Source organism: Synechococcus sp. UW140 (assembly GCF_900474295.1).
Classification (GTDB): Bacteria; Cyanobacteriota; Cyanobacteriia; order PCC-6307; family Cyanobiaceae; genus Synechococcus_C.
Genome location: NZ_UCOB01000003.1, coordinates 165,655 through 186,992, shown reverse-complemented (window position 1 = coordinate 186,992; position 21,338 = coordinate 165,655). Strand labels below are relative to the sequence as shown.

20 protein-coding genes are annotated in these 21,338 nt (G+C 55.1%); 5 read left to right on the top strand and 15 right to left on the bottom strand.

Annotated elements, in window-relative coordinates; genetic code table 11:
• Genes DXY10_RS01100 through DXY10_RS01070 form a run of 7 tightly spaced genes read right to left on the bottom strand, consistent with a single transcriptional unit; the run spans position 1 to position 6,164 of the window.
• Positions 1-561, bottom strand: coding sequence for a hypothetical protein (locus DXY10_RS01100; protein WP_115015112.1), 561 nt, complete (start codon positions 559-561; stop codon positions 1-3).
• 29 nt (positions 562-590) lie between these two features.
• Positions 591-1,247 carry a PHP domain-containing protein gene (locus tag DXY10_RS01095; RefSeq protein WP_115015109.1) on the bottom strand — a complete coding sequence of 219 codons (657 nt, stop codon included), beginning with the start codon at positions 1,245-1,247 and terminating at the stop codon, positions 591-593.
• Positions 1,237-1,827: a protoporphyrinogen oxidase HemJ gene (gene hemJ, locus DXY10_RS01090; RefSeq protein ID WP_115015106.1), complete on the bottom strand. Its 591-nt coding sequence runs from the start codon at positions 1,825-1,827 to the stop codon at positions 1,237-1,239. Before hemJ ends, DXY10_RS01095 begins: the two co-directional genes overlap by 11 nt.
• 35 nt (positions 1,828-1,862) lie before the next feature.
• The gene (locus tag DXY10_RS01085) at positions 1,863-3,350 is read right to left on the bottom strand and encodes a cryptochrome/photolyase family protein (protein WP_115015102.1); all 1,488 of its coding nucleotides are present in this window, start codon (positions 3,348-3,350) and stop codon (positions 1,863-1,865) included.
• 26 nt (positions 3,351-3,376) lie between these two features.
• Positions 3,377-3,706: a hypothetical protein gene (locus DXY10_RS01080; RefSeq protein ID WP_170955649.1), complete on the bottom strand. Its 330-nt coding sequence runs from the start codon at positions 3,704-3,706 to the stop codon at positions 3,377-3,379.
• The gene (gene uvrC, locus DXY10_RS01075) at positions 3,699-5,666 is read right to left on the bottom strand and encodes an excinuclease ABC subunit UvrC (RefSeq protein ID WP_115015099.1); all 1,968 of its coding nucleotides are present in this window, start codon (positions 5,664-5,666) and stop codon (positions 3,699-3,701) included. Before uvrC ends, DXY10_RS01080 begins: the two co-directional genes overlap by 8 nt.
• A 15-nt stretch (positions 5,667-5,681) precedes the next feature.
• Positions 5,682-6,164 (bottom strand): flavin reductase family protein, encoded by a 483-nt coding sequence (locus tag DXY10_RS01070; RefSeq protein WP_115015096.1) that lies wholly within the window; start codon positions 6,162-6,164, stop codon positions 5,682-5,684.
• A 73-nt stretch (positions 6,165-6,237) separates the two neighbouring features.
• Here DXY10_RS01070 and coaD point away from each other — a divergent pair, with 73 nt between their 5' ends.
• Positions 6,238-6,732, top strand: coding sequence for a pantetheine-phosphate adenylyltransferase (gene coaD / locus DXY10_RS01065; protein ID WP_115015093.1), 495 nt, complete (start codon positions 6,238-6,240; stop codon positions 6,730-6,732).
• A complete protein-coding gene (locus DXY10_RS01060; RefSeq protein WP_115015090.1) occupies positions 6,732-7,673 on the top strand; it encodes a hypothetical protein in 942 nt (313 codons plus the stop codon). The genes coaD and DXY10_RS01060 overlap by 1 nt, the downstream gene beginning before the upstream one ends.
• Here DXY10_RS01060 and dacB read toward each other — a convergent pair.
• The 5 genes from dacB to dapF all read right to left on the bottom strand — a co-directional run bounded on the left by dacB (position 7,648) and on the right by dapF (position 12,637).
• A complete protein-coding gene (gene dacB / locus DXY10_RS01055; protein ID WP_115015087.1) occupies positions 7,648-8,982 on the bottom strand; it encodes a D-alanyl-D-alanine carboxypeptidase/D-alanyl-D-alanine-endopeptidase in 1,335 nt (444 codons plus the stop codon). The genes DXY10_RS01060 and dacB overlap by 26 nt on opposite strands.
• A complete protein-coding gene (locus DXY10_RS01050) occupies positions 8,979-9,497 on the bottom strand; it encodes a DUF4330 domain-containing protein (RefSeq protein ID WP_115015084.1) in 519 nt (172 codons plus the stop codon). Before DXY10_RS01050 ends, dacB begins: the two co-directional genes overlap by 4 nt.
• A 75-nt stretch (positions 9,498-9,572) precedes the next feature.
• On the bottom strand, positions 9,573-10,268 hold the full coding sequence (locus DXY10_RS01045) for a DUF1995 family protein (protein ID WP_244281856.1): 696 nt from the start codon (positions 10,266-10,268) through the stop codon (positions 9,573-9,575).
• Between the two features lie 43 nt (positions 10,269-10,311).
• Positions 10,312-11,502 (bottom strand): cysteine desulfurase family protein, encoded by a 1,191-nt coding sequence (locus DXY10_RS01040; protein WP_115015078.1) that lies wholly within the window; start codon positions 11,500-11,502, stop codon positions 10,312-10,314.
• The gene (dapF, locus tag DXY10_RS01035) at positions 11,495-12,637 is read right to left on the bottom strand and encodes a diaminopimelate epimerase (protein WP_115015073.1); all 1,143 of its coding nucleotides are present in this window, start codon (positions 12,635-12,637) and stop codon (positions 11,495-11,497) included. Before dapF ends, DXY10_RS01040 begins: the two co-directional genes overlap by 8 nt.
• 602 nt (positions 12,638-13,239) lie before the next feature.
• Between dapF and DXY10_RS01030 the strand changes: the two genes are divergently transcribed.
• Positions 13,240-13,461 carry a hypothetical protein gene (locus DXY10_RS01030; RefSeq protein ID WP_115015070.1) on the top strand — a complete coding sequence of 74 codons (222 nt, stop codon included), beginning with the start codon at positions 13,240-13,242 and terminating at the stop codon, positions 13,459-13,461.
• Positions 13,462-13,526: 65 nt separating this feature from the next.
• Entirely contained in the window at positions 13,527-16,184 is a 2,658-nt protein-coding gene (gene leuS / locus DXY10_RS01025) for a leucine--tRNA ligase (RefSeq protein ID WP_115015067.1), read from the top strand.
• Between the two features lie 30 nt (positions 16,185-16,214).
• Here leuS and DXY10_RS01020 read toward each other — a convergent pair whose 3' ends face one another.
• Entirely contained in the window at positions 16,215-17,813 is a 1,599-nt protein-coding gene (locus DXY10_RS01020; protein WP_115015064.1) for a glucose-6-phosphate isomerase, read from the bottom strand.
• A gap of 88 nt (positions 17,814-17,901) precedes the next feature.
• Here DXY10_RS01020 and DXY10_RS01015 point away from each other — a divergent pair, with 88 nt between their 5' ends.
• On the top strand, positions 17,902-18,726 hold the full coding sequence (locus DXY10_RS01015) for a helicase DnaB (RefSeq protein WP_244281855.1): 825 nt from the start codon (positions 17,902-17,904) through the stop codon (positions 18,724-18,726).
• A gap of 2 nt (positions 18,727-18,728) precedes the next feature.
• Here the strand turns inward: DXY10_RS01015 and DXY10_RS01010 are convergent, their stop codons facing one another.
• The gene (locus DXY10_RS01010; RefSeq protein WP_115015061.1) at positions 18,729-19,649 is read right to left on the bottom strand and encodes an N-acetylmuramoyl-L-alanine amidase; all 921 of its coding nucleotides are present in this window, start codon (positions 19,647-19,649) and stop codon (positions 18,729-18,731) included.
• Positions 19,631-21,337 carry a signal protein PDZ gene (locus tag DXY10_RS01005; protein ID WP_244281854.1) on the bottom strand — a complete coding sequence of 569 codons (1,707 nt, stop codon included), beginning with the start codon at positions 21,335-21,337 and terminating at the stop codon, positions 19,631-19,633. The genes DXY10_RS01010 and DXY10_RS01005 overlap by 19 nt, the downstream gene beginning before the upstream one ends.
• Position 21,338: the final 1 nt, after the last annotated feature.

Sequence of the window (21,338 nt, the reverse complement as noted above, 5' to 3'; positions counted from 1 at the left end):
TCAGGTATCCAGGTTCTGGGCCATGCTCATGAACGGATCAATCGAACCAGGCCTGGACGACTTGGCCGCCTTTTGGCTTGTGGCCGTGGTCGTGGTCGTGGTTTCTGGTTTCAACTCGGCTTTTCGAGCAGCTGGTGCCGCATCTGCACTGGCACGGGTGTTTGTTCCATTGATTGCACTGCCCTTCAAGCGCTGTTGAAGCTCCTGTTTGCTCATCGCCTCTGCAAACGTCTTCTTGACAGGCTTAGGCACTCCGCCTGTGACGGAGGTGACGTTGTCCTCGACGGTGCTTCCTCCTAATCCTTCCGTCATCGCTTCAACCTTGAGCCCCATGGCATCCACCTCAGTCACAAGCTCCTTGTTGCCTGGGCTGTCCGCTGAGCCAGGAAAGGTGCGACGAATGGTCTTGGCCTCACGCATGTAATTACGGTCGCCCAAGGAGGAGGAGGAGTCACTGTCAAGGAAGAAGGAATCATCCTTCTTTGCAGCTTTCTGCTTTCCCCCAGAATTGCCGCCGGCCTCTTGAGAGCCCGATTTCCGCAGACGGTCGAAGATGCCCATGCCTGATTCAGTCTGGTGCGTCGACCATTTTAGCGGCCTTTGAGGTCATGCCCGTGGGTGTCTGTGCCACACGTACGCAAAAGGCCAAGTTTTTTCAAGTGCTGATCGATCGATTCACACACCACCGGTGTTGGCTGCCAGCGGCCTTGCATTTCATAGTCATACCAAGCCTCCCCACCATCCATGCCAGTGAGCGCTGCTGCCTCGATCAGCAGTGTGTGACTCAACCTGTAACGAGCGGGGTGGGCAAGGATCGCCAATCCGCCTGCAGCGTGGATGGCATCCACCACAGCATCTGCACGCAGTGGTACACCCACGGCAGCATCCCCCTGGTTGTAGACATGCAAGGCCCGGTGGCCATGCTCAAAGCCCAGGGCCAGAACATGAACCAAACACCCTTTGAGCAGGCAACTGATCTCCATCCCAGTCCAAAGCTGTGGCACTGCTGTGCCGAGTAGACGTTGTGCCTCAAGCCAGGCCTGCATCGGCAGAAACGCTGCTGAGCTGTGGTGGTCGGTCACTGCCAAGTGATTGAGACCCTGTTCCACGGCCTGTTTGGCTAAGGCCAGGGGTTCCAAGCTTCCATCACTGCAGAGGGTGTGGCAATGAAAATTGAGAGCTGATGGACAGCTCTGAGATCCGACCGTCTCGAGAACCGGCCGGAGTGGATGGTGATCAGCCGACATTGGCTTCGGAGCTCGTGGCGGCAGCCTCCTGACGAAGCCGTCTCCAGCGTGCATAAAACTGTATTGACGCGGCCATGAACACCACCAACGCAACCATGAACCAGGTGGCAGCTCCTGTCGGGAACTGATTTTTAAACACCACAAGCATCACCACAATCACCAAGAGCAGGGTGGGAAGTTCATTGAGTGCTCGTAGCTGTCGTCCACTCCATCGACACTCACCACGTTGCAACTGGCCCATCAGCCGATAGCAAAACCAGTGATAGGCCAGTAACGCGGCGACAAAGGCAAGTTTTGCGTGCATCCAGGCCTGATGCAGCCAACTTGGTTGCGTGATCAAGAGGCCGACGGCCATGGAAACGGCCACAACCATTCCAGGGGTGGTAATGATGTTGGCCAGGCGACGCTCCATCAAGCAGTACTGCTGCTGAAAGGGGCCTTTCAACTCAGCCGATAGCTCCTCGGCTTCCACGTGATAGATAAAAAGCCTCACGAGGTAGAAGAGTCCGGCGAACCACACCACAACCCCAACGATGTGAAGGGTCTTGAACCACAGGTAGGCCTCGGCTGGGAGGGTCATGGCTGGGAGGCGAACGCCAAAACCATAGAGACCACTCAGCTCAACTCGTCAAGAAACTGTGATGCCCGTTGTTGATGGCTCTTCAGGGTGTCGGGGGCCATCCGATCAAGGTTTCGGGCCATCATCGCTAAGCGGGGCTGACCGCGGAAAAATTGCTGATGCCGTGCAACGAAACTCCAAAACAACCCGTCCCAAATCTCACACCAGGGTCCCTTGGCGTAGTTGGACATCTTGCGCACATAGTTCGAACCTGAGAGATAGGGCTTTGTTGTGAACAGGCCTCCATCAGCGAACTGACTCATCCCGTAGACATTTGGAACCATCACCCAGTCATAGGCATCCACGAACATCTCCATAAACCACTGATAGACACGATCAGGGTGAAAGCTGCACAGAAACATGATGTTACCAATCAACATTAAACGCTCAATGTGATGGCACCAGCCGGTATCAAGAGCATGATGAATGGCATCATCGATTGGCACTATTCCGGTGGTTCCATTGCTGAATGCGCTTGGGATCGGCTTCTGGTCACAATTCCAGAAATTCGTGTCGCGCATTCGATCAGAATGGTGGCGATACATCGCGGCGATGAACTCACGCCAACCAATGATTTGGCGGACAAATCCCTCCAACGAATTAAGAGGGATGGCCCTATCTTCAGCGACCTCCAGTGCACGCTTCAGCACTTGACTTGGTGTGAGCAAACCGATGTTGAGCATCGGTGTGAGCACCCCATGCCAAAGCACCCGGTGTTGACTGCTAATAGCATCCTCATAGTCACCGAAGTGGTAAAAGCGTTCGTCTAGAAATTGATCCAGCCAAGCAGCCGCTTGGCGGTGATTAATTGGGTAGATGAAGCGATCGGCGGATCCAACAAGTGTTAAGCCTTCGTTCTCCAGCTGCCTGAGACTATCGCCAAGCTGATTGTTGTGATCGCATTGGGGTTCCGTCGGAACACAGATTCCCTTCGGCAGTCGCTTGCGGTTGTCAGCATCAAAACTCCACTGACCACCCAGGGGTGTGCCTTCAGGTGTGAGCAAAACATTCATGCGTTTGCGTTGCATGGCATAAAAACCAGCCATCAACGGTTTCCGACCCTGGTAAAAGTAATCGTTCAATACTGATTCGGGCGTTAATAGCATTGGCGTCTCAGCCTGCTGAAGGTTCCCGCCAAATTCTGTGATTGTCGTTTTAATCCTTTGCTCCAGGCGATGATCCACCGGATCAGCCATATAAAACGAGCGATAACCCTTGTTCCAGAGAATCCTTAGATGACCGCTGCTTTGCCTCGCGAGATGGTGGCGCTGAACGATCACTTCGAAGCCCTGGCCTCGCAAATCGTCCGCGTAGGACTCCATCGAGGCTCGGTGCAACAGAGCCCGCTGGCGGTGGATGCGCATTGGCGAGCTTGGATCGGTTCCAAACAGGAGTGGGTCCTCAATCAGAGCGACGGCACGTCCTTGTCGTAACGACGGATGGTCACAGAACAATTGGTGTGGATAGATCAGAGTGATGTCCAAAGTTCAGGAGCCGATATCTGAATGAATTAGGCCACGTATCGGCACAGTCTCAGGCCAAGAGCACGGGCATAACCGCGGTCAACGAGACCTGCCATTGGACTGAGCTCCCCTGCCTTGCAGTCCATCACAACCTTTTCACGATGCCCCTGTTGATCTTCGAGGCGCAAAAGCAATTGCCAATGGTTTTTGGCACTCCTTGTGATCGCGTCGGCGCAGACCGGACCAGTGCATAAGCCTGGAGCGGCGAAAGCCTCGGATGGCCATACCAGCAAGATGCCAATGATCACCAACAATAGAGCCCTAAAACAACGTCTGAGGGTGAATTCAAGCTGGTGCTTTAAACCTCTTTCAAGCATTAGGGCAGGGATCAGAGTGCTGCTCAGGAAAATTGTCATCGGAATGATCAGGGTGAAAATAAGCCCTGATCTGCTGTGCCATTCCAGGGCCTACGCCAGGTGCTGCCGTCAGCTGTTCCAAGCTCGCCAGCTGGATGGCGTCGATGGAATGAAAGTGAGAGAGCAGTTCGCGGATTCGTTTCGGACCCAGCCCTGGGATATCCGAGAGCCGTGATCGTTTCATCCTCTGCCCCCTTTGCTGGCGATGAAAGCTGACGGCAAAACGGTGAGCCTCATCGCGTAATCGCCTGAGTAAGGCCACACCGAGCTGGTCAGGCTCACTCTCCAAAGGTTCACTCTCGCCAGGCAAGAAGATTTCCTCCCGCTGCTTGGCTAGGGAGCACACGTTCAGATCTTCAACCAGATCGAGTTCACGCAGAGCCTCCATCACAGCTGAAAGCTGACCCTTTCCCCCATCAATCATCACGACATCGGGCCAGTCGTTGAGTCCGTCAGTCTGAAGAGCACTGCCTCCTGTCTTGCGAAGGGCAGCGATGTCGCCACCTTCCGCTTTGACCCGAGCCCAGCGCCGGAAACGACGGCGCATGATCTCAGCCATCGCCATGAAGTCATCACTGTGTCCAGCGCGAATACTGCTGCTGCGGATTTTGTACTTGCGGTAATGCTGTTTGGCTGGAAGACCGTCGATGAACACCACCTGCGATGCCACAGCATCACTGCCCTGGATATGACTGATGTCGTAACCCTCGATTCGCCTTGGAGGTGTTTGGAGCTCCAACAACTGTGCAAGGTCTTCCGTCGCCAAGGCCTGCTGCTCTTGTCCTTGCTGAGCACGGAGAAGTTCGAATTCTGCATTGCGCTGCACCAGCTCAATCAAATCTGCTTTCTGACGACGCTGAGGACATTGAATCACCACTTTTCGCTCCCGTTGTTCTGCCAGCCATTCCTCCATGAGCTGATGCTGAGGGATCGGGTGCTGCACCAGCAATTCAGGAGGCACTTCAACAGCTTCAACCTGGCTGTAATGTTCCTCAATCACTCTTTGAAGAATCTGGCCAGGTTCAAGATCCTGAGCATCGGCGGTGTAAGCAAGACGGCCAACAAGCTTGCCTGCTCTCATCTGAAATAACTGAACCGAAGCAACACGCTCGTCGCTAGCCAAGGCCAGAACATCTCGGCTAACCGATGAATCTGGCAAACTCATTTTTTGATCTGCCGTGAGTTGATCTAACCCTTGCAATTGATCTCTGATCCTTGCTGCCGACTCGTAATCAAGTCGCTCCGCGTACCGCGTCATCTGGTCAGAAAGCAGAGTCTGTAACTCATCGCTGCGCCCCTGAAAAACCATCGCCACCTTCCGTAAGGTGTGGTGGTAATCATCTGAACTAACCATCTGCTGGCAGACCCCTGGACACCGGCCGATTGAATAATTCAAGCAAGTGCGATCGGCATATAATGGTCGAGGACGTTGGCGCAATGGAAAGACTCTTTTGACAAGAAAAAGGGTGCGGCGCAGTAGGCCAACATCAACATAAGGGCCGTAAAACCGATCTAAAGGGCTGCGGAAGCGACGTCGTCTGGTGATAAAGATCCGCGGATAAGTCTCACTCCATGTAATGCAAAGGTAAGGGTATTTCTTGTCATCCTTGAGGAGCACGTTGAAATGCGGCTGATGATTCTTGATCAGATTCGATTCAAGAACCAGAGCCTCTGCCTCACTATCGGTCACGATGAACTCGATCTCACAGACCTGACGGGTCATCAGGCGAATTCTTGGTGATAGATCGTTGCGATGACGGAAGTAACTACGAACCCGACTACGCAAGCTTTTGGACTTGCCCACGTACAGGATGCGGTCCTCGCGATCACGCATCAGATAACAGCCGGGCTCCGGAGGGATCTCCTTCAGCCTTCGCTCGAGGCGCTCTGCATGAGTCAGCAGCGGTTCAGTCGCAGCCACGGCGGCAAAGAACGTTCATCCTCCGTAGTTCCAGCCCGTGGAGGCCAGGTTGAGGGCATCGCCGTCAGCAATCAGCGTGGCCGTTTTGACTTGTCCGACGAAGACGGTGTGGTCACCATGCGCAACGGATCCGACAAGTTCGCACTCCACACCACCAACGGCATCTTTGAGGAGCGGCAGTCCCAGCGGCCCTTCGTCATAGGGAGCTGCATCGAATCGACCTCCTACCCCCGCTTGTGGCTTAAAAAACACAGCTGCCAAATCCTTCTGATCCGCCCTGAGAACATTGAGGGAGAAGCGTGCACTGCGCTCAATCATCCCGTGGCTGGTGCTGTCGCTACGCACAGCCATCACCACCAATGGAGGTTCGAATGATCCTTGGGTCACCCAACTGGCAGTAAACCCATTCACTTGGTCACCTTCACGAACACCACAGATAAAAAGCCCGTGAGGGATCTTGCGCAGCAGCACCTTCTTGGCGTCGGCATTCAGGGTCATCGTTGATCGTCAAGCAATGGCGAGAATCTAGACATCCCTCGCTGCATAGGATCGATCCAGCTCAAGTCAGGCCATGAGGGCTCTTTATCCCGGCAGCTTCGATCCCCTCACACTCGGGCACCTGGATTTGATCGAACGTGGCTGCAGCCTGTTTGGTGACGTGGTCGTGGCAGTGCTGCAGAACCCTGGCAAAACACCAGCCTTTTCCCTGGAAAGACGGTTGAACCAAATCCGAACCGCCACAAAGCATCTGAACGGCGTCGAGGTGATCAGTTTTGACGGCCTCACAGTCCAGTGCGCTCGCGACCAGGGCGTGAATTTGATCCTCCGTGGCCTTCGGGCCATGAGCGACTTTGAATATGAACTGCAAATCGCTCACACCAACCGATCGTTGTCCTCTGAATTCGAGACGGTTTTCCTCGCGACATCAGCTCACCACAGTTTTCTGAGCAGCTCGGTGGTCAAGGAAGTGGCCCGTTTTGGTGGGCCGGTTAGCCACATGGTCCCCGAGGTGGTGGCGGATGACCTCGCGAGGCTCTTTAATTTGCCTTTCCCGGCCAGGAAGTGATGAGCGAGATGCGGTTCCCAGTTCTTGACCAGTTGGATCAACTGGAAGAAATTCTGCTTGAGGGCAGCCGCATCCCATTCAGTGGTGGGCGGCTCGTCAATGAACAAGACGCCGTTGAACTGTTGGATGCGGTTCGCGAAACCCTGCCCAACCAGGTCACACAGGCTGACCAGCTCCTCCAGAAACGAGATGATTTCATCTCCACTGCCAAGCATCAGGCGGACGAAATCGTTCAAAAGGCTCAGCAACAGCGTGAGCAACTCGTCAATACAGTCTCGATCCGTCAGGAAGCAGAGAAACAGGTCAACGAACTGCGTGAGCAAACCCGTCAACAATGCGAACAGTTGCTGCAGACGACCCGTCAGCAATCTGGCCAGATCGAGCATGAAATGCAGACCAAGCTCTCTCAGCTCGAGCAGCAATTCGCCACACGCCGTCAGCAATTGGAGCAAGAGGCATTACAACGGCGTCAGCAACTCGATCAGGAAGCGATTGAGTTGAAACGGCAGCTGGCTGAGCAGCATGATCGCAATCGCCAACAGGCCTTGCAGGAACTTGAACAAGTTCGACAGGAGGGGCTGAGGGTTCAGAAGGAGGCTCAGGCTGAATCCGAGCGCCTCCATCAAGAGGCCCTTCAATACAGGCAACAAACCCAGCAGCAATGCGAAAGCCTGATTCAGAGAACCCGTCAGGAGGCGGTCTCAGTGCAGGATGGCGCCAATCGTTATGCCGAACAAACCCTGGGAGAACTTGAGAATCGACTCAAGGAAATGGCCCAAGTGGTCTTGGCAGGACGCCAAGAATTAGTGAAGATCCAGACCATTCATCCTGAGACCAGTCAACGAAGCCCTGCATCAGATCGGAGCGGCAACGAAGCTGTCCCGATCTCACGGGCCCGTCGTGCCGCGTCACGAATCAGATCGATGAAGGGCACGGGCTGAAGCTCTGCACCGAACGGAGTATCCGCCCGATTGTGCTGTTCGGGTTCGGAGCTCCGTTCGAGATCATGCTCACAAAACGGGGACCATCTTTCGTCTGCAGAATTCCACTAACGGAACGAACCCCTGTCAGTGTTCCAGTTTTTCCATGGAATCGGCCTTCAAGGCTGCTGCCTCGGAAGTAGTTCCTGAGTGTGCCTCGCTGTCCTGCAATCGCCATTGACGCTGTGTAGTAAGCGCTGAGCGGATGCTGATTCATGCGCAGTAGGAGCGCCGCCAACGTGCGACTCGTCACCCGATTTCCCCGTGAAAGGCCACTGCCATCGGCAATCCTCAGTCCCGACATCGGCAAGTTCTGAGATCGCATCCAGCGCATGGCTTGATGGGAAGCTTGTTTGACGTCCCAACGATCAGCAGCCTGTCGCAGCAGAACTTCCGCGGTGAAGTTATGACTTTCTGTATTGGCCAGGCTGAGCAAAGCATGCATCGGTGCTGACGTTTCCTCGTGGAGCACGACGCCTCGCTGAGGATTGGACTGACTGTGCTTGAACAGAGTTGAACTGGGTTCTTCTGCTTTCAGCATCTGCATGCGCACCTGACCACCCTGACGCTCGATCTCGCGTTGCATCAGGGTTTGAAACCGTGCAGATGGATTGCTAATGGCACGTCCGAGAGCATTGCTCGTGAGTGCAAGGCGTGTGATCGGAGCGCCATAGGCCTCAGCACGATCAGCTGGATGCCAGTCAGCGGGCCACCAGCGCTGACGTGGTTCCTCGCGCAACATCAACTGAACTGTTCCAGCCGGATTGGTACGGGCTCCACCCTGCCCAAGGGCCGCCATGGCAAAACGTTGGACCCCTGCCAGCCCTAAATCAGGATCGCCTTGTCCTTCGATCTCCATCACCCCATCAGGACGCCGTAGCAGGCGTGTCCTCAGTCGGAAGTCTGTGCCAAGCCTGTCGAGGGCGAAGGCCGTGGTGATCAGTTTCTGGTTCGAAGCAGGCACAAGCGAACGACTGCCGTTCACATCACCGATCAGGGATCCTTTTGGATCAACAACGCTGATACTCCAGGCTCGATTAGAAGAGCCAACGTGACGGCTGAGGGCAGTTTGTAATGGCTGGCAGATAGGGCCCATCTGCAGAAGCGGAAGGGCTTGATTGCTCGTCGGCGGCGGTGGTGCCAACAACGGAATCGTCGGCTGCTGGTCTGTGGTCTCTGAAAGGTACGAACTCAGTTCAGACTCACCCCAAGCTGGAGACGTCAGGGAGGTGAGCAGGATCGCTGCAATCGACAGTTTGGTGATGGTCATGACTCCATCTCCACACCACTCACACTTCCGTTGATGCGATACCGCGGACCCTCCAGTTCAACCGGAGAGCCGATCTTCAATTTTGTGCCTGCCATCACGATTCCTGAGTCGGAAACGGTGGCCTCACCTTCCAGCACAAACCTTGCCTCCAGGATCCCTTGCAGTTCACGATTCGGATCAGGAGCTTCGATCACAGTGCCGTCTGGAAGGAGGGTGTTGAGCTTGCTTGAGATGTCTTGTATCTCCAGCAATGTGAGCGAACCAGCCGGTTGATTGCGGATCACGAGACTGGTGGATCCATGCGCTAAGGCATCCGAGATCAGCTTCGCTTTATCAGCAGTGGGCAGACCGCGCACGTCAACGCTGACTTGGACAGATTTCATCGACCCGGTGGCTCGTGCAACGGAATTGCTCAGCTTCGGGCTCCAAATGACGCCGGCGAGGGCGATCAGTGCCACGGTTGCTGCGACGGCATCGATCCAAGACACAGCTCTGGTTCTGTTCTCACCTGCCATCAGCCAGCCCTCAGAGCTGTCAATTTAAGGAGGTTGAACAGTTCCAACAACAGGACGTCATCGGAGCGATGCAGTTCAGTTGCTCAGGTCGTTGAGGAAACGATCCATGGCCCCCATCTGTCGTTGCAGTTCCGCGTTTTCGCCGTAGAGGGCAGCTTCGATCGCTTCGGGTTCCGGACGAGTCTCGAAACTTGCCACGCCACGATGACCATCGGCATCTTGGCGGAACAACCACCAAGCATCCGGCCACTGACGTTGAAGAGCTCCCTGGGCTAGCGGTTGTAGCCAATAAGCAACCTGCCACGTTGAGACGAAGCCTCTGCGTCGCGTTCTTGCCACATTGCCAATCCCCACAGCTGCATCCTCGAGGCGACCATTCAGCATCACCACCGGGCCTGACCAGACGTCACAGACGCTCTCAAACTCTTCGTAATCACTTGGCTGTGGCGCCATTGCCAGCAAACAACGATCGCGCTCATCAGCAAACTTGCCTCGCTTGAGATCGTTCAAGGAACAGCACACATCAGCGAGTTCGGGTGCATCGCGCTGAGCCAAAGCAGCGGCACCTGCGTCCGACCATGCGATCACTGGATTCATCCCTGCATCGCGTAGAGCGTGCATCAACCTGATTCCCACCGGCATCACTCTCAGGCCTTCGAATCGCCAGGTCACCGACCAGCGAAGGCCTTCTCCAGTTCGAAGAGCATGCAAGAGAGCCTCAAGGGCATCGGCTTCAGCAGCTTTCAGATCCGCAGGCAGGGAAGCGCTCACGTCACTTATGAGAATGCCAGGAGGGTAACGCGGTGTCGACCTTTCAGATCTGAGCCGAGACCTCATTCAGCGCCTCGAAGAGGGCTGACGTGACACGAGGCAAGTGTTGCTGATCAATCCAGGAACCGAGACTGAGGCGAAGTCCTGCACGCTGCAACTCGGGTCCAAATCCCATCGCCGCCAGCACGGAACTGCCACTGTCCTTTCCCGACGAGCAGGCGCTGCCACTACTCACAGCAATGCCGCGTTGACTGAGTGCACGAACGATGGCTCGACCAGGCAGAGGTCGCTCTTGGTGATCGAAGGCCAGCAAAGAGATGTGATGGGGCAGTCTTCTCCAGCGGTCGCCGGTGAGCATGAGACGGGGATCCTCGAGCAACGCATCCAGCAATTGATCGCGTAATTCACTGATCGGATGACCAGACGTCTCCTGTCTCACTGCTGGTGGAGACAACCATGGCGGTAACTGTTCAAGAGCTGTGGCCATACCAGCCAACAGAGCCACAGACTCTGTTCCAGCCCTGAGTTGGTGTTCTTGCCCACCGCCACCCTGGCGTGGTCGGAGGCGATGGCGACACTGTGCTCGTACCAACAGGAAGCCAATCCCTTTTGGGCCTCCGAATTTGTGGGCCGAAGCACTGAGCAAATCCACGGACAATGATTGCCAGTCAGGTCTGCCCTGACTGACGACCTGCGTGGCATCGGTATGGAACGGTATGCCTCGCTCAGCGCAAGCTCGGCCAACCGTTTCAATCGGTTGAAGGCTGCCGACTTCGCTTTGGCCCCAAATCAATGACACCAGTTTTGTGGGCGGAGCCAGCATGCGATCCAGCTGGTCCATGTCGATACGTCCATAACGATCCACTGGCCAATAAGCCAGAACCCAGCCGAGCCGTTCAAGGCCTTTGGCCGCTGCAATCACAGCAGGATGTTCAACAGCGCTGATCACCAAACGACCAGGTGACAGTGTCTCTGCAAGCCCGAGCAAGGCCAGATGAACCGATTCTGTTGCACCGCTCGTGAAGACCACATCCTCGATATCACTGTTCAACTGCGATGCGATTCGCCAACGGCAGCGTTCAAGCACTTCTGCTGCCGCCAAGCCTTGGCGATGGAGGCTTGAAGGGTTGCCCCAAGCAGTGGTCTGAACATCAGTCATCGCCTCCACCACTCCTGGTCTCGGCGGTGACGTGGCACAGCTGTCGAGATAAATATCCCCGGAAGCACTAGCCACCTTGATGGCGGTCGAGGCGTGAACGAGTGCGCTGTTCGAGGGTATCGCTCGCCAAGTCAATCATGGCGTCGAGCGACATCGAATCCAGTAGGGATTGCACCTGTTCTTGCGCTTCAGCCTGGAGGCAATCATCAGGGCGCTGGCATTCGTCCTTACAGTCATGAGAACAATCAAAGCTTGGCTTTGATGGCGGTGTTAGCTCCGCTGCCGGCCTGGGATCGGATTGATTTGGTATCTGAGTTTCAGGTTCGGCGATTCGGGGCACTGGTGAATACGGAACCAGTTCAGGAATCAGAACCCCATCAAACACAGCCTCAGCGGGTCCCGTCATGAACACCGATCCCTCGCCATTCGGCCAGCTGATCTGCAAGGGACCACCAGGCAGCAGCACTTCAGCGCTGTGCTCACTCAAGCCGAGCAGATAGGCCGCCACAAGGGTGGCGCAAGCACCTGTACCGCAGGCAAGCGTCGGTCCGGCCCCACGCTCCCAGACACGGATTTCTAGCGATGAAGGGCCGTGCACCTGGAGGAAATGCACATTCGTTTTGGCAGGAAAGCAGGGATCTTGCTCAAGCGCTGCGCCCCACTGATCAAAGGGGATCGTGGCCAGATCCTCGACGGGGACAACGACGTGGGGATTTCCCATACCGACCGAAGCCACAGAAAGAGACTCGCCATGGCACTCAATCAGGCCTTGAGGAAGCCCCTGCTCCCCGACTGCCAGCGTTGTGGGGACCTGGCCAGGGTCAAGTACAGGTGCTCCCATATCGACTCGAATTTGGCCGTCGCCCTGCAGCACTGGCACGATCAGGCCTGCAGGTGTCACGATCGTCCAGGAGCGACCTGGTGCATCTCCATCGCTGTCGGCAAGAAAGCGTGCAAGACATCGGATCCCGTTACCGCACATTTCCGCCTCACTGCCATCAGCGTTGAAGATGCGCATCCGCAGTTCTGCATCCGCTTCGGCTGGAAGCGCCAAGATGATTCCGTCTGCTCCCACACCAAAACGCCTGTCGCAGATTCTGCGAACCCATTGAGGATCTGGGCCTGTGATCGTGGCATCCAACTGTCCTTGGCGCCCCTCCAACACCACGAAATCGTTGCCGAGACCCTGATATTTGCTGAATGAGAGCATTCCCTTCATCTCCTGTCTTGGTCTGGAATCTCAGCGAGTCGTTATACCCACTGCTTTACCGCACCTGACTGACTGATTGGCTTGGATCAGCCAAGTTTAGAAGCTCATGACGCAGTCATTCCAGCCTGATTGGAACAGGATGTTGTGATCCGTGCAATTATCGCGTCATCGCCTTGTTCAAAGGCTGGTCGGAACGAGAGATCAAGCAAGTCATTGCATCAGATTCCGATCATCCCTTGCTCGTGTTTCTAGGCCCTTCACTGTCAACTCATTCAACGAGCAGTCGAACACTCAAGCCAAGGGAAGATGTTGGCGATGTCACACCTACTTTGAAAAAGCTTTAGCAGACACAAAGAACCATACTCCTAGAACCTTCAAGAAAAATGGATTTAAAATATAGACCAACTGGTGACATTCAGCCATCCAAATCAAACGTGGCATTCAAGAAAATGAGCGAGAATATCGCTATCAATCCAGCAAGTGCAGGAAAACCTCATGCAATGATGAGATCACTTAACCATAATCATTCTAGCTCTTGCTTAGCATTTGCATCTAGACTCAGTTCATAACTTCAAAATCTTCTTTCCTGTATCTGTGATCCGATGAATAGCACCCTTTTCGATCCCAGTCTGCCGGGTGTGCGTCAGCTACAGGCATGGACCAGAGAGCAACGTTTGCTTCGGATTGAACTCCTGAATGGCAGTAGTCATGAAGGTGTCCTGCTCTGGCAAGATCCGGAATTTCTTGCTGTCGTTCGTTCCGATGCCAGTGAGCCAATCCTGATCACTCGCCGGGCTCTCACCTTGATTAGGCCACTGGGTTGAACGAACAACCAAGGCAGCTCGTGAATCACGGCTGTGGCACGATCGCTCCCAGGTGAAGCCTGCCCGTGAGCACCGAGTCGACAACCAGCCTGCCTGAATCCAACAACGGCCAACGTCGTTACGACCCTCTCGCGACCGAGCAGCGCTGGCAAAACCATTGGAGTGATATCAATCTGGATGTCACTCCGCCCCTCGATGACGGCCGCGCACCGTTCTATGCCCTCTCGATGTTCCCTTATCCGTCAGGGAGCCTGCACATGGGTCACGTGCGGAATTACGTCATTACTGACGTGATCGCGCGGGTGCAGCGGATGCGCGGGGATGCCGTGCTCCATCCCATGGGTTGGGACGCGTTTGGCCTGCCGGCAGAAAACGCGGCAATTGAACGGGAGATCGATCCAGGCATCTGGACCGATCGCAATATCGACCAGATGAAAGACCAGCTGGCCCGACTCGGCTTATCAATCGATTGGAGCCGGGAGCAGGCCACCTGCCATGAGGACTATTACCGCTGGACCCAATGGCTCTTCCTGGAGCTACTTGATGGCGATCTGGCCTACCAGAAAGAAGCACAGGTCAACTGGGACCCCATCGACCAAACCGTGCTGGCTAACGAGCAAGTGGATGCCGATGGCAAGTCATGGCGCTCAGGGGCGGTCGTGGAACAAAGGCTCTTGCGTCAATGGTTTTTGAAGATCACCGATTACGCCGATGCCCTGCTGGATGACCTTGCGCTTCTCAAGGGTTGGCCAGAGCGTGTTCGCACGATGCAGGCCAACTGGATTGGCCGATCCAAAGGCGCAGAAATTCGTTTCTCGCTTCACGATCCGAGCTCAACAGCGATAGAAACCGCTCTTGAGCCAAGCATCACAGTCTTCACAACCCGACCAGACACGTTGTTTGGTGCCAGTTACCTCGTTCTCGCCCCGGAACATCCTCTGGTCGAAACAATCACATCAGCGGAACACCGTGATGAAGTCACCGCGTTCCGCGATCTGATGAGCACTCTCAGCAGCGAGGACCGCACAGCTGATGATCAGCCCAAGCGGGGGATTCCAATCGGAGCGGAGGTGATCAACCCTGCCAATGGAGAGCGCCTACCCGTCTGGATTGCTGATTATGTGCTCGCCGAGTACGGCACCGGTGCCGTGATGGGCGTGCCTGCCCATGACCAGCGAGATTTCCTCTTTGCCCGCCGCCATGAGCTTCCGCTCCGTGTGGTCATCCAAGTGCCTGGAACTGATGAGCATCTCAATGACGGACAGGCCTGGACGGAACCAGGTGTCTTGATTCATTCCGGGGCGTTCGATGGTCTGACATCCGAAGACGCCAAGGAAGCCATTGTCACGAAGGGCAGAGAAGAAGGCTGGGCGACGCCCAAAGTGCAGTACCGCCTCAGGGATTGGCTGATCTCAAGACAGCGTTATTGGGGATGCCCAATCCCAGTGATCCATTGCGAAAGCTGTGGAGCCGTTCCTGTCCCTCGTGACGATTTACCGGTCTCCCTTCCAAAGGGCGTCGATCTTTCAGGTCGTGGAGGGTCACCCCTGGCTCAACTTGAGGAGTGGGTGAATGTGCCCTGCCCCCGTTGCGGAAAACCTGCTCGAAGAGAAACGGACACCATGGATACCTTCATGTGCTCGTCCTGGTACTTCCTTCGTTTCGCGGATCCCTCCAACAACCAGCAGCCTTTCTCGTCGGAGGCCATCCAGCGCTGGCTACCTGTCAAACAATACGTAGGCGGCATTGAACACGCGATCCTCCATCTCCTCTATGCCCGTTTCTTTACCAAGGCATTGCGGGATCGAGGCCTACTGACGATTGATGAACCATTTGAACGCCTCCTCACCCAGGGCATGGTCCAGGGGGTGACCTATCGAAACCCTCGAACCGGACGGTATGTCGCTCCCAACCTCGTCACGGATGAAGGAGACCCGCGGGACCCTGATGACGGTGGAGTGCTCGAGGTGCTGTTCGAGAAGATGTCGAAATCGAAGTACAACGGCGTTGATCCCGCCGCTGTGATTGACCGCTATGGCGCCGACACGGCACGGATGTTCATTCTCTTCAAGGCACCTCCAGAGAAAGATCTGGAATGGGATGACGCCGATGTTGAAGGTCAGTTCCGTTTTCTCCAGAGGCTCTGGCGTCTGATTGAATCAGCTGCGGCTGAGGGTGATCAGCATGTCAGCCTGTCTAACCAGAACGGCAGTGTGATTCCAGACGATCTGAGTGACAACGATCAGACCATGCGCCGTGCTGTTCACACCGCTATTGAAGCCATTGGAGACGACCTGACAGGAGAGTTTCAATTCAACACGGCCATTTCGGAGTTGATGAAATTGTCGAATGCCCTGAGCGGCAAGCTTCAGACTGTTCAGCCTCCGATCCGCGAAGAGGCCCTGTCAGTCCTGATTCGATTATTGGCACCGTTTGCACCGCACTTGGCCGAGGAGTTCTGGCATCGGCTCGACGGGGCTGGCAGCGTCCATCAGCAAGCCTGGCCGATGCATGAAGCAACGGCTCTCGTGCAAGACACGATTGAACTTGTGATTCAGGTGAAGGGGAAGGTGAGGGGGAGCCTCCAGGTCCCAGCCGATGCCGACAAAGACACGCTCGAGAAGTTGGCCTTGGCCAGTGATGTGGCGGAGAAGTGGCTTGAGGGTCAGGCACCCCGCCGCGTAATTGTTGTGCCAGGAAAACTGGTGAATCTGGTGCCCTGAATCGTGGTCGTAGAAGCTTGATAGCGCTGATCAGACCTTGCTGAAGCGCAGTGATGCGGGGTTATCCCAGCTTCCCTGCGCTGAATAACCACGCGCATTGGCTGTGAGATGGCGCAAGATCCAGAACACCACCTCCACTGTTCCCTCACCAATTGCAGACTGCACTTCATTGACAGACCTGGCCTGGCCATCGGCCAAAACCTTCTCCACTTCCCCTTGAAGGCTAAGAATGGCTGCAGCAGCCTTCTTTCCAGCCTCAACACCAGGCTGGTGATACGCGTTGATATTGACCAACTCGCCATAAAGGCCGACGGCCCGTTCAAACAGAGCGATCAGAGCACCAAGGCGTCGGGCATCAAATTGACGCATGCTGATGCTGATGCTCTGGCGACCGCCTTCGGTAAGGGCTGAACGCGTTCCCTGCAGGAAGCCATCGAGGAAATCTCCGGGGTATTCACCATTGATTTCAGGGATCTCCTTTGAATCCCGAAGCACTTCGATAAAGGTGACAAAGAAATTGTCGACACCGTCTCTGAGCTGTTGCACATAGGCGTGTTGGTCGGTCGAACCCTTGTTTCCATAGACAGCAATGCCTTGGTGGACCACATTGCCGTCACGGTCCAGACGTTTGCCGAGGGATTCCATCACCAATTGTTGGAGGTAACGGCTAAACACCTCAAGGCGATCGCGGTAGGGGAGAACCACCATGTCGCGTAAGCCACGGCCTTCCCCAGCCACGTACCAAGAGGCAGCCATCAACGCCGCTGGATTGCGCTGCACATCGCACACACGGGTGGCTTCATCCATCTGTGCAGCACCGGCAAGAAACTCTCTGATTTCCGACCCGATGAGAGCACCAGGGACGAGTCCTACGGCACTGGTGATACTCGTTCTTCCGCCGACCCAATCAAACATGTCAAACCGCTTGAGCCAGCCTTCCTCGCTGGCCTTCTGATCAAGTTTGCTGTTGGCCATGGTGATAGCGACTGCCTGACCTGCCCAACGTCCTCCGCAAGCCTCGACACGATGCCTGGCCTGTTCCATCCCGAGGTGCGGCTCTGGGGTTCCGCCTGACTTGCTGACAGTGATCACCAATGTGGTGGGAAGCGCTTCACCAATTCCAGCCAGCACACGGCTCATGCCGTTGGGATCGACATTGTCGAAAAAGTGGAAGGGGAGGCCAGCACCCTCTTCTTGCAAAGCACGGACCATCAACAGCGGCCCTAGAGCGCTTCCACCGATACCAATCCAGAGAACATCTGTGAAGGCTTGACCGTTGGGGGCGGTGATCTCCTTGTCCAAAACCGAGCGACAAAACGCCTCGATTTGATCCACTTCGAGGGCAATGTGGCTTTGAACGTCGGGGTCTGGAGCGAGTTGGGGTTGCCGTAACCAGTAATGGCCGACCTGTCGCTGTTCGTCTGCGTTTGCAATCGATCCAGCTTCAAGGGCAGCCATGGATCGAAAGGCCTGATCGAAACCAGGACGAAGCCCCTCAAGATCCGAAAGGTTGAGGTGCATGCGGCTGATATCCAGCCACACACCCAGGTCGTCATGGAACCAAAGCAGTTCACAGAAGCGCTGCCACTGAACCTGAGGATCGTTGGCGCTGAAATCTGGGAAGCTCATCGCTGGGTTCGAGGCCGCTCTCAGCTTGAAGCTATCTTCGATTTCACCAGATGCCCATTTTCTGCGACAGCACAGCTAGCGTCTCCCCATGGCCACATTCGGTCGCGTCATCCTTCCATTCTTAAGACCGCCCCTTTTGGCAACGCTCGCCTGCGGCATTGCCGGAGGCTTTCTGGTTCGTTCAACCCTGACGCCCGTTCCGATCGGTCAGGTGATCGATGCGCAGGTCGCACTGGAATCCGAGACAGGAAACGCCCTTCAGGAGCGTGCCAACCCCACTGATTTCTCCGCCGAAGAACTCGAGAATCTGCAGCGACGTTTCGGTGTCCATGGTCCTCAAACACCATTGGCGCAGCTTTTCACCAGCGGTGTGGATCAATTCGAGCCGCTTCGTGCGAGGACCCTCTCTCGACTGAGCGAACTGAAACCTGTGATTTTGAGGGAATCCGAGCAACACCACATCAATCCGATGTTGCTCACTGGCATTCTTTACGACGAAATTCAGCATTCCAAGCCTGGAGAAGGGTTGCCCTTCGTTGCCCATTCAGGCTTGGTCTCGACTCACGGTCCCGCACAACTCGGCATCAGTGAGCTGATCCATCAGGGACGACTGCCACGAAATCCTTCACAAGAGCAGATTGCTTGGGCCCGGAATCTGTTGCTTGACCCCCATCAAAATGTCTCTCTCCTGGCCGGGAAACTACACAGGCTCAAACGTGCCTTGCGGTTAGCTGACTCCACCATGCTGTGCGCAAGCGCATCGTTTGCAGACGCCAAGGCCATCGCAACGCTTGCCTATCTGCATAACGGAAAACTTGATTATCCAGCTCGTATCCTCCGCTATATGCAGGATCCGGCCCTGCATGGATTGATTTATTCCACCCAGATGGAATCAGAGCCCAGAACAATCTGACTTCAACAAAGTCGCTTCAATGCCGCCATCCGTACTTGAAGTTTCTTCCAGTTAAAACTGCGTGGGTCACCCCTTTCACCGCCAAGATCAACATGTTGGTGAGTGGTGATTGCTTCTGACGGAATCCTGAAGGTTTCCATCCAATCGTCTAGAACTAAAGCAAGAGCGTCGTACTGCTGTTCTGTATAACCAGAATGGTGTCGGCCTCCGATGTAGCCATCCGGCGGAGTTTCCAGGCTGAGGTGCAACGCAAAATTATTAACCGAGCCCATAAATTCAGGATTTGTTACAGCCCATTCGCCTAGAAAAGCCGAATAACCAGCTCCATAGGCACGATGCAGTGGATCAACCACATCAACAACACGCCCTTCCATTCCAATCAAGGTGTGATAGCTCACCTGATCATGATCATTCGGGTGTGGAGTCTTGAATGTGTTAATCGCCGATGTGAGTGAATTTGCTGTTTCGTGTAAAACAACCATGCGAGGCATGGGATCAATCGAATCCTTCCAGGGATTGACGCTGTAGCGCTTGCCGTAATTACTGGGGTCGATTGCAATTCGTTCCCGTTGTTGTTTGAAGCTTGACTTCAACTTGACGAGACGCTTTCTGATTTGATCGTCGATTCCCTTGCACTGGCGTGCCAGTGGTGAACGCCATGCGTTCGTCTCGGGTGGATCTGGCCTCATGCGGTTGGAGGAGTCATCCAACTGCTTGGGAGTACCACTGGTGACTTGATCGAGAAGCTCAAGCAGTGATGGCTGCTGGTGCGACTGGGTATGCGCAACATCGCTAGAACTCAGCCAAATCACACTGCTGAGACTAACGATCAAGCCAAAGGATCCAATCGCGAGGATTCCATGGCGGCCTTCCAACCGTCGCCTTAAGTGCTTGAAGCGTCTGGTCAGCGGATCTCGAGCCATCGGTCGCGGAGCACCCTGGCCTCATGGGGTGCGAGAGGATTCCATTCCACTGTGTAGTCCTGAGTGTGTTTGGGTGCTGGAATCACCTGTGTTTCTTCCAACCGTCCCCGTCGTGCGTAGATGATCGCTATCGGGTCAGCCCCTGGTTGCAACAACGTCCACTGATCAACTGAGTAGAGGCGATGACCACGAACTGCCACAATCTCATCGCCGGCAACGAGATTGGCATGATGTGCCGGACTCTCGATGCGCACACGTGTCACCCGCACTCCTTTTGGATGATCTGCAAGGGTTAAGCCAGTCCAGGCCGTGTTCGCCAACACCGGATGCAAGATCAATCCCAACTGTTCAAGACACTCCTTAATCGGTAGCGTGCCCTTCTGATCTAGCCAACAAGGGAGTTGGTCGGCGAGTTCCTGGCTATACACAGCCAGGGCGTTTTGGATATCGCACCGGCCGTAGCCTCGGCCGACCTGGCCAAAGCTCTGCCAAAGATCTCTGACAACCTGAGCAAGGGACACGCCTAGGGCTCTTAACTGAACATCGAGGCAGAACGCAAGTGCAGCCCCAAGCTTGTAGTAACTGATCTGGGTGTCGGCTCCTGCTGGTGTGCATTTGTAAAGACGCACCCAAGCTTCCCGTGAACTATCAGCCAAGCTCTGCACTTGTGCACCTGGACTGAGCAGGACATGCGAAAGGTCCTTGCCGAGATCTCTTAAAAAAGTTTTTCGAGTCGATCGTCCCGCCAACAACGGCAGGGCAAGGTCGAAGTAACTGGTGATGCCTTCAGCAAACCAGAGACTGTCACTCACTACCGCAACTCCATGGTCGTAAGGGATGTACTCCCTTGGACGCAGACGCCGAACATTCCATTGGTGCAGGTATTCATGACCCACCAGTTGAAGAAGCTGGTGGTAACCATTGGGTTCAGCTAAAGCAGGCCAAGCGAACTGAAGAACAGCCCCATCGTTATGCTCCAATCCTCCATAGCCACTATCGAGCATCTGAATCACAAGCTGGTAACGATCACCTGACGGAGGTGATTCACCCATAAGCGATGCAGCGGCTCCACACACAGCCTCGATATCCGCCACAAGTGTGTCTGGCCAGCCCGTCGGCGGCGAACCGATCAGCAGCAACGAGTGGTGACAGCCATCAACAATAAATGCACAGTCTTCGAATGAACCCGCATGAACTGGACTATCAACAAGCTGATCAAAATCCCTACTGATATAGAACGAATCGTCTTGAGGAAGAGGAACAAAACCACGCCACCCTTCTGGCAATAGCAACTCGAGAACGTGGCGTTCCCAACGTTTGCCATCCACCAACATGCACACAGCAGAAAGACACAGAGAGGCAAACTCTGGGTCGAGAAAACTGGTTCGCACCGTGAGTTGTTTCGCTTCAAGCTTATACACAAGACGAACCCGCTCAAGGCAAGGAAGCTTGGCGCTCCAGCGCGATGGGCTTAGACGTCTTGTCTCGACTTGTTGGTCGTGCTGATAGAAGGCAAGACTATGTAAATGTTGAGACGGATCTCGAACGGTGTAGGAACCTGGCGTCCAGATCGGCAAGGTCCACCTCTGCATTTGGACTTCAGGAGTCCAACTCAGTTCGATTTTGAGAGTTTGTGACGCAGGATCCAGCAGATCAATGCGTAGGTGAACATCCTTATGGTCCGTCACG

Bases quoted from the DNA above. Each gene is read 5' to 3' on its own strand.
- hemJ (WP_115015106.1), bottom strand. From the start codon at position 1,827: ATGACCCTCCCAGCCGAGGCCTACCTGTGGTTCAAGACCCTTCACATC.
- coaD (WP_115015093.1), top strand. From the start codon at position 6,238: ATGAGGGCTCTTTATCCCGGCAGCTTCGATCCCCTCACACTCGGGCAC.
- DXY10_RS01050 (WP_115015084.1), bottom strand. From the start codon at position 9,497: ATGGCAGGTGAGAACAGAACCAGAGCTGTGTCTTGGATCGATGCCGTC.
- DXY10_RS01030 (WP_115015070.1), top strand. From the start codon at position 13,240: ATGAATAGCACCCTTTTCGATCCCAGTCTGCCGGGTGTGCGTCAGCTA.
- DXY10_RS01020 (WP_115015064.1), bottom strand. From the start codon at position 17,813: ATGAGCTTCCCAGATTTCAGCGCCAACGATCCTCAGGTTCAGTGGCAG.
- DXY10_RS01080 (WP_170955649.1), bottom strand. From the start codon at position 3,706: ATGCTTGAAAGAGGTTTAAAGCACCAGCTTGAATTCACCCTCAGACGT.
- DXY10_RS01015 (WP_244281855.1), top strand. From the start codon at position 17,902: ATGGCCACATTCGGTCGCGTCATCCTTCCATTCTTAAGACCGCCCCTT.
- DXY10_RS01070 (WP_115015096.1), bottom strand. From the start codon at position 6,164: ATGACCCTGAATGCCGACGCCAAGAAGGTGCTGCTGCGCAAGATCCCT.
- dacB (WP_115015087.1), bottom strand. From the start codon at position 8,982: ATGACCATCACCAAACTGTCGATTGCAGCGATCCTGCTCACCTCCCTG.
- DXY10_RS01060 (WP_115015090.1), top strand. From the start codon at position 6,732: ATGAGCGAGATGCGGTTCCCAGTTCTTGACCAGTTGGATCAACTGGAA.
- DXY10_RS01095 (WP_115015109.1), bottom strand. From the start codon at position 1,247: ATGTCGGCTGATCACCATCCACTCCGGCCGGTTCTCGAGACGGTCGGA.
- dapF (WP_115015073.1), bottom strand. From the start codon at position 12,637: ATGCTCTCATTCAGCAAATATCAGGGTCTCGGCAACGATTTCGTGGTG.
- DXY10_RS01100 (WP_115015112.1), bottom strand. From the start codon at position 561: ATGGGCATCTTCGACCGTCTGCGGAAATCGGGCTCTCAAGAGGCCGGC.
- DXY10_RS01010 (WP_115015061.1), bottom strand. From the start codon at position 19,649: ATGGCTCGAGATCCGCTGACCAGACGCTTCAAGCACTTAAGGCGACGG.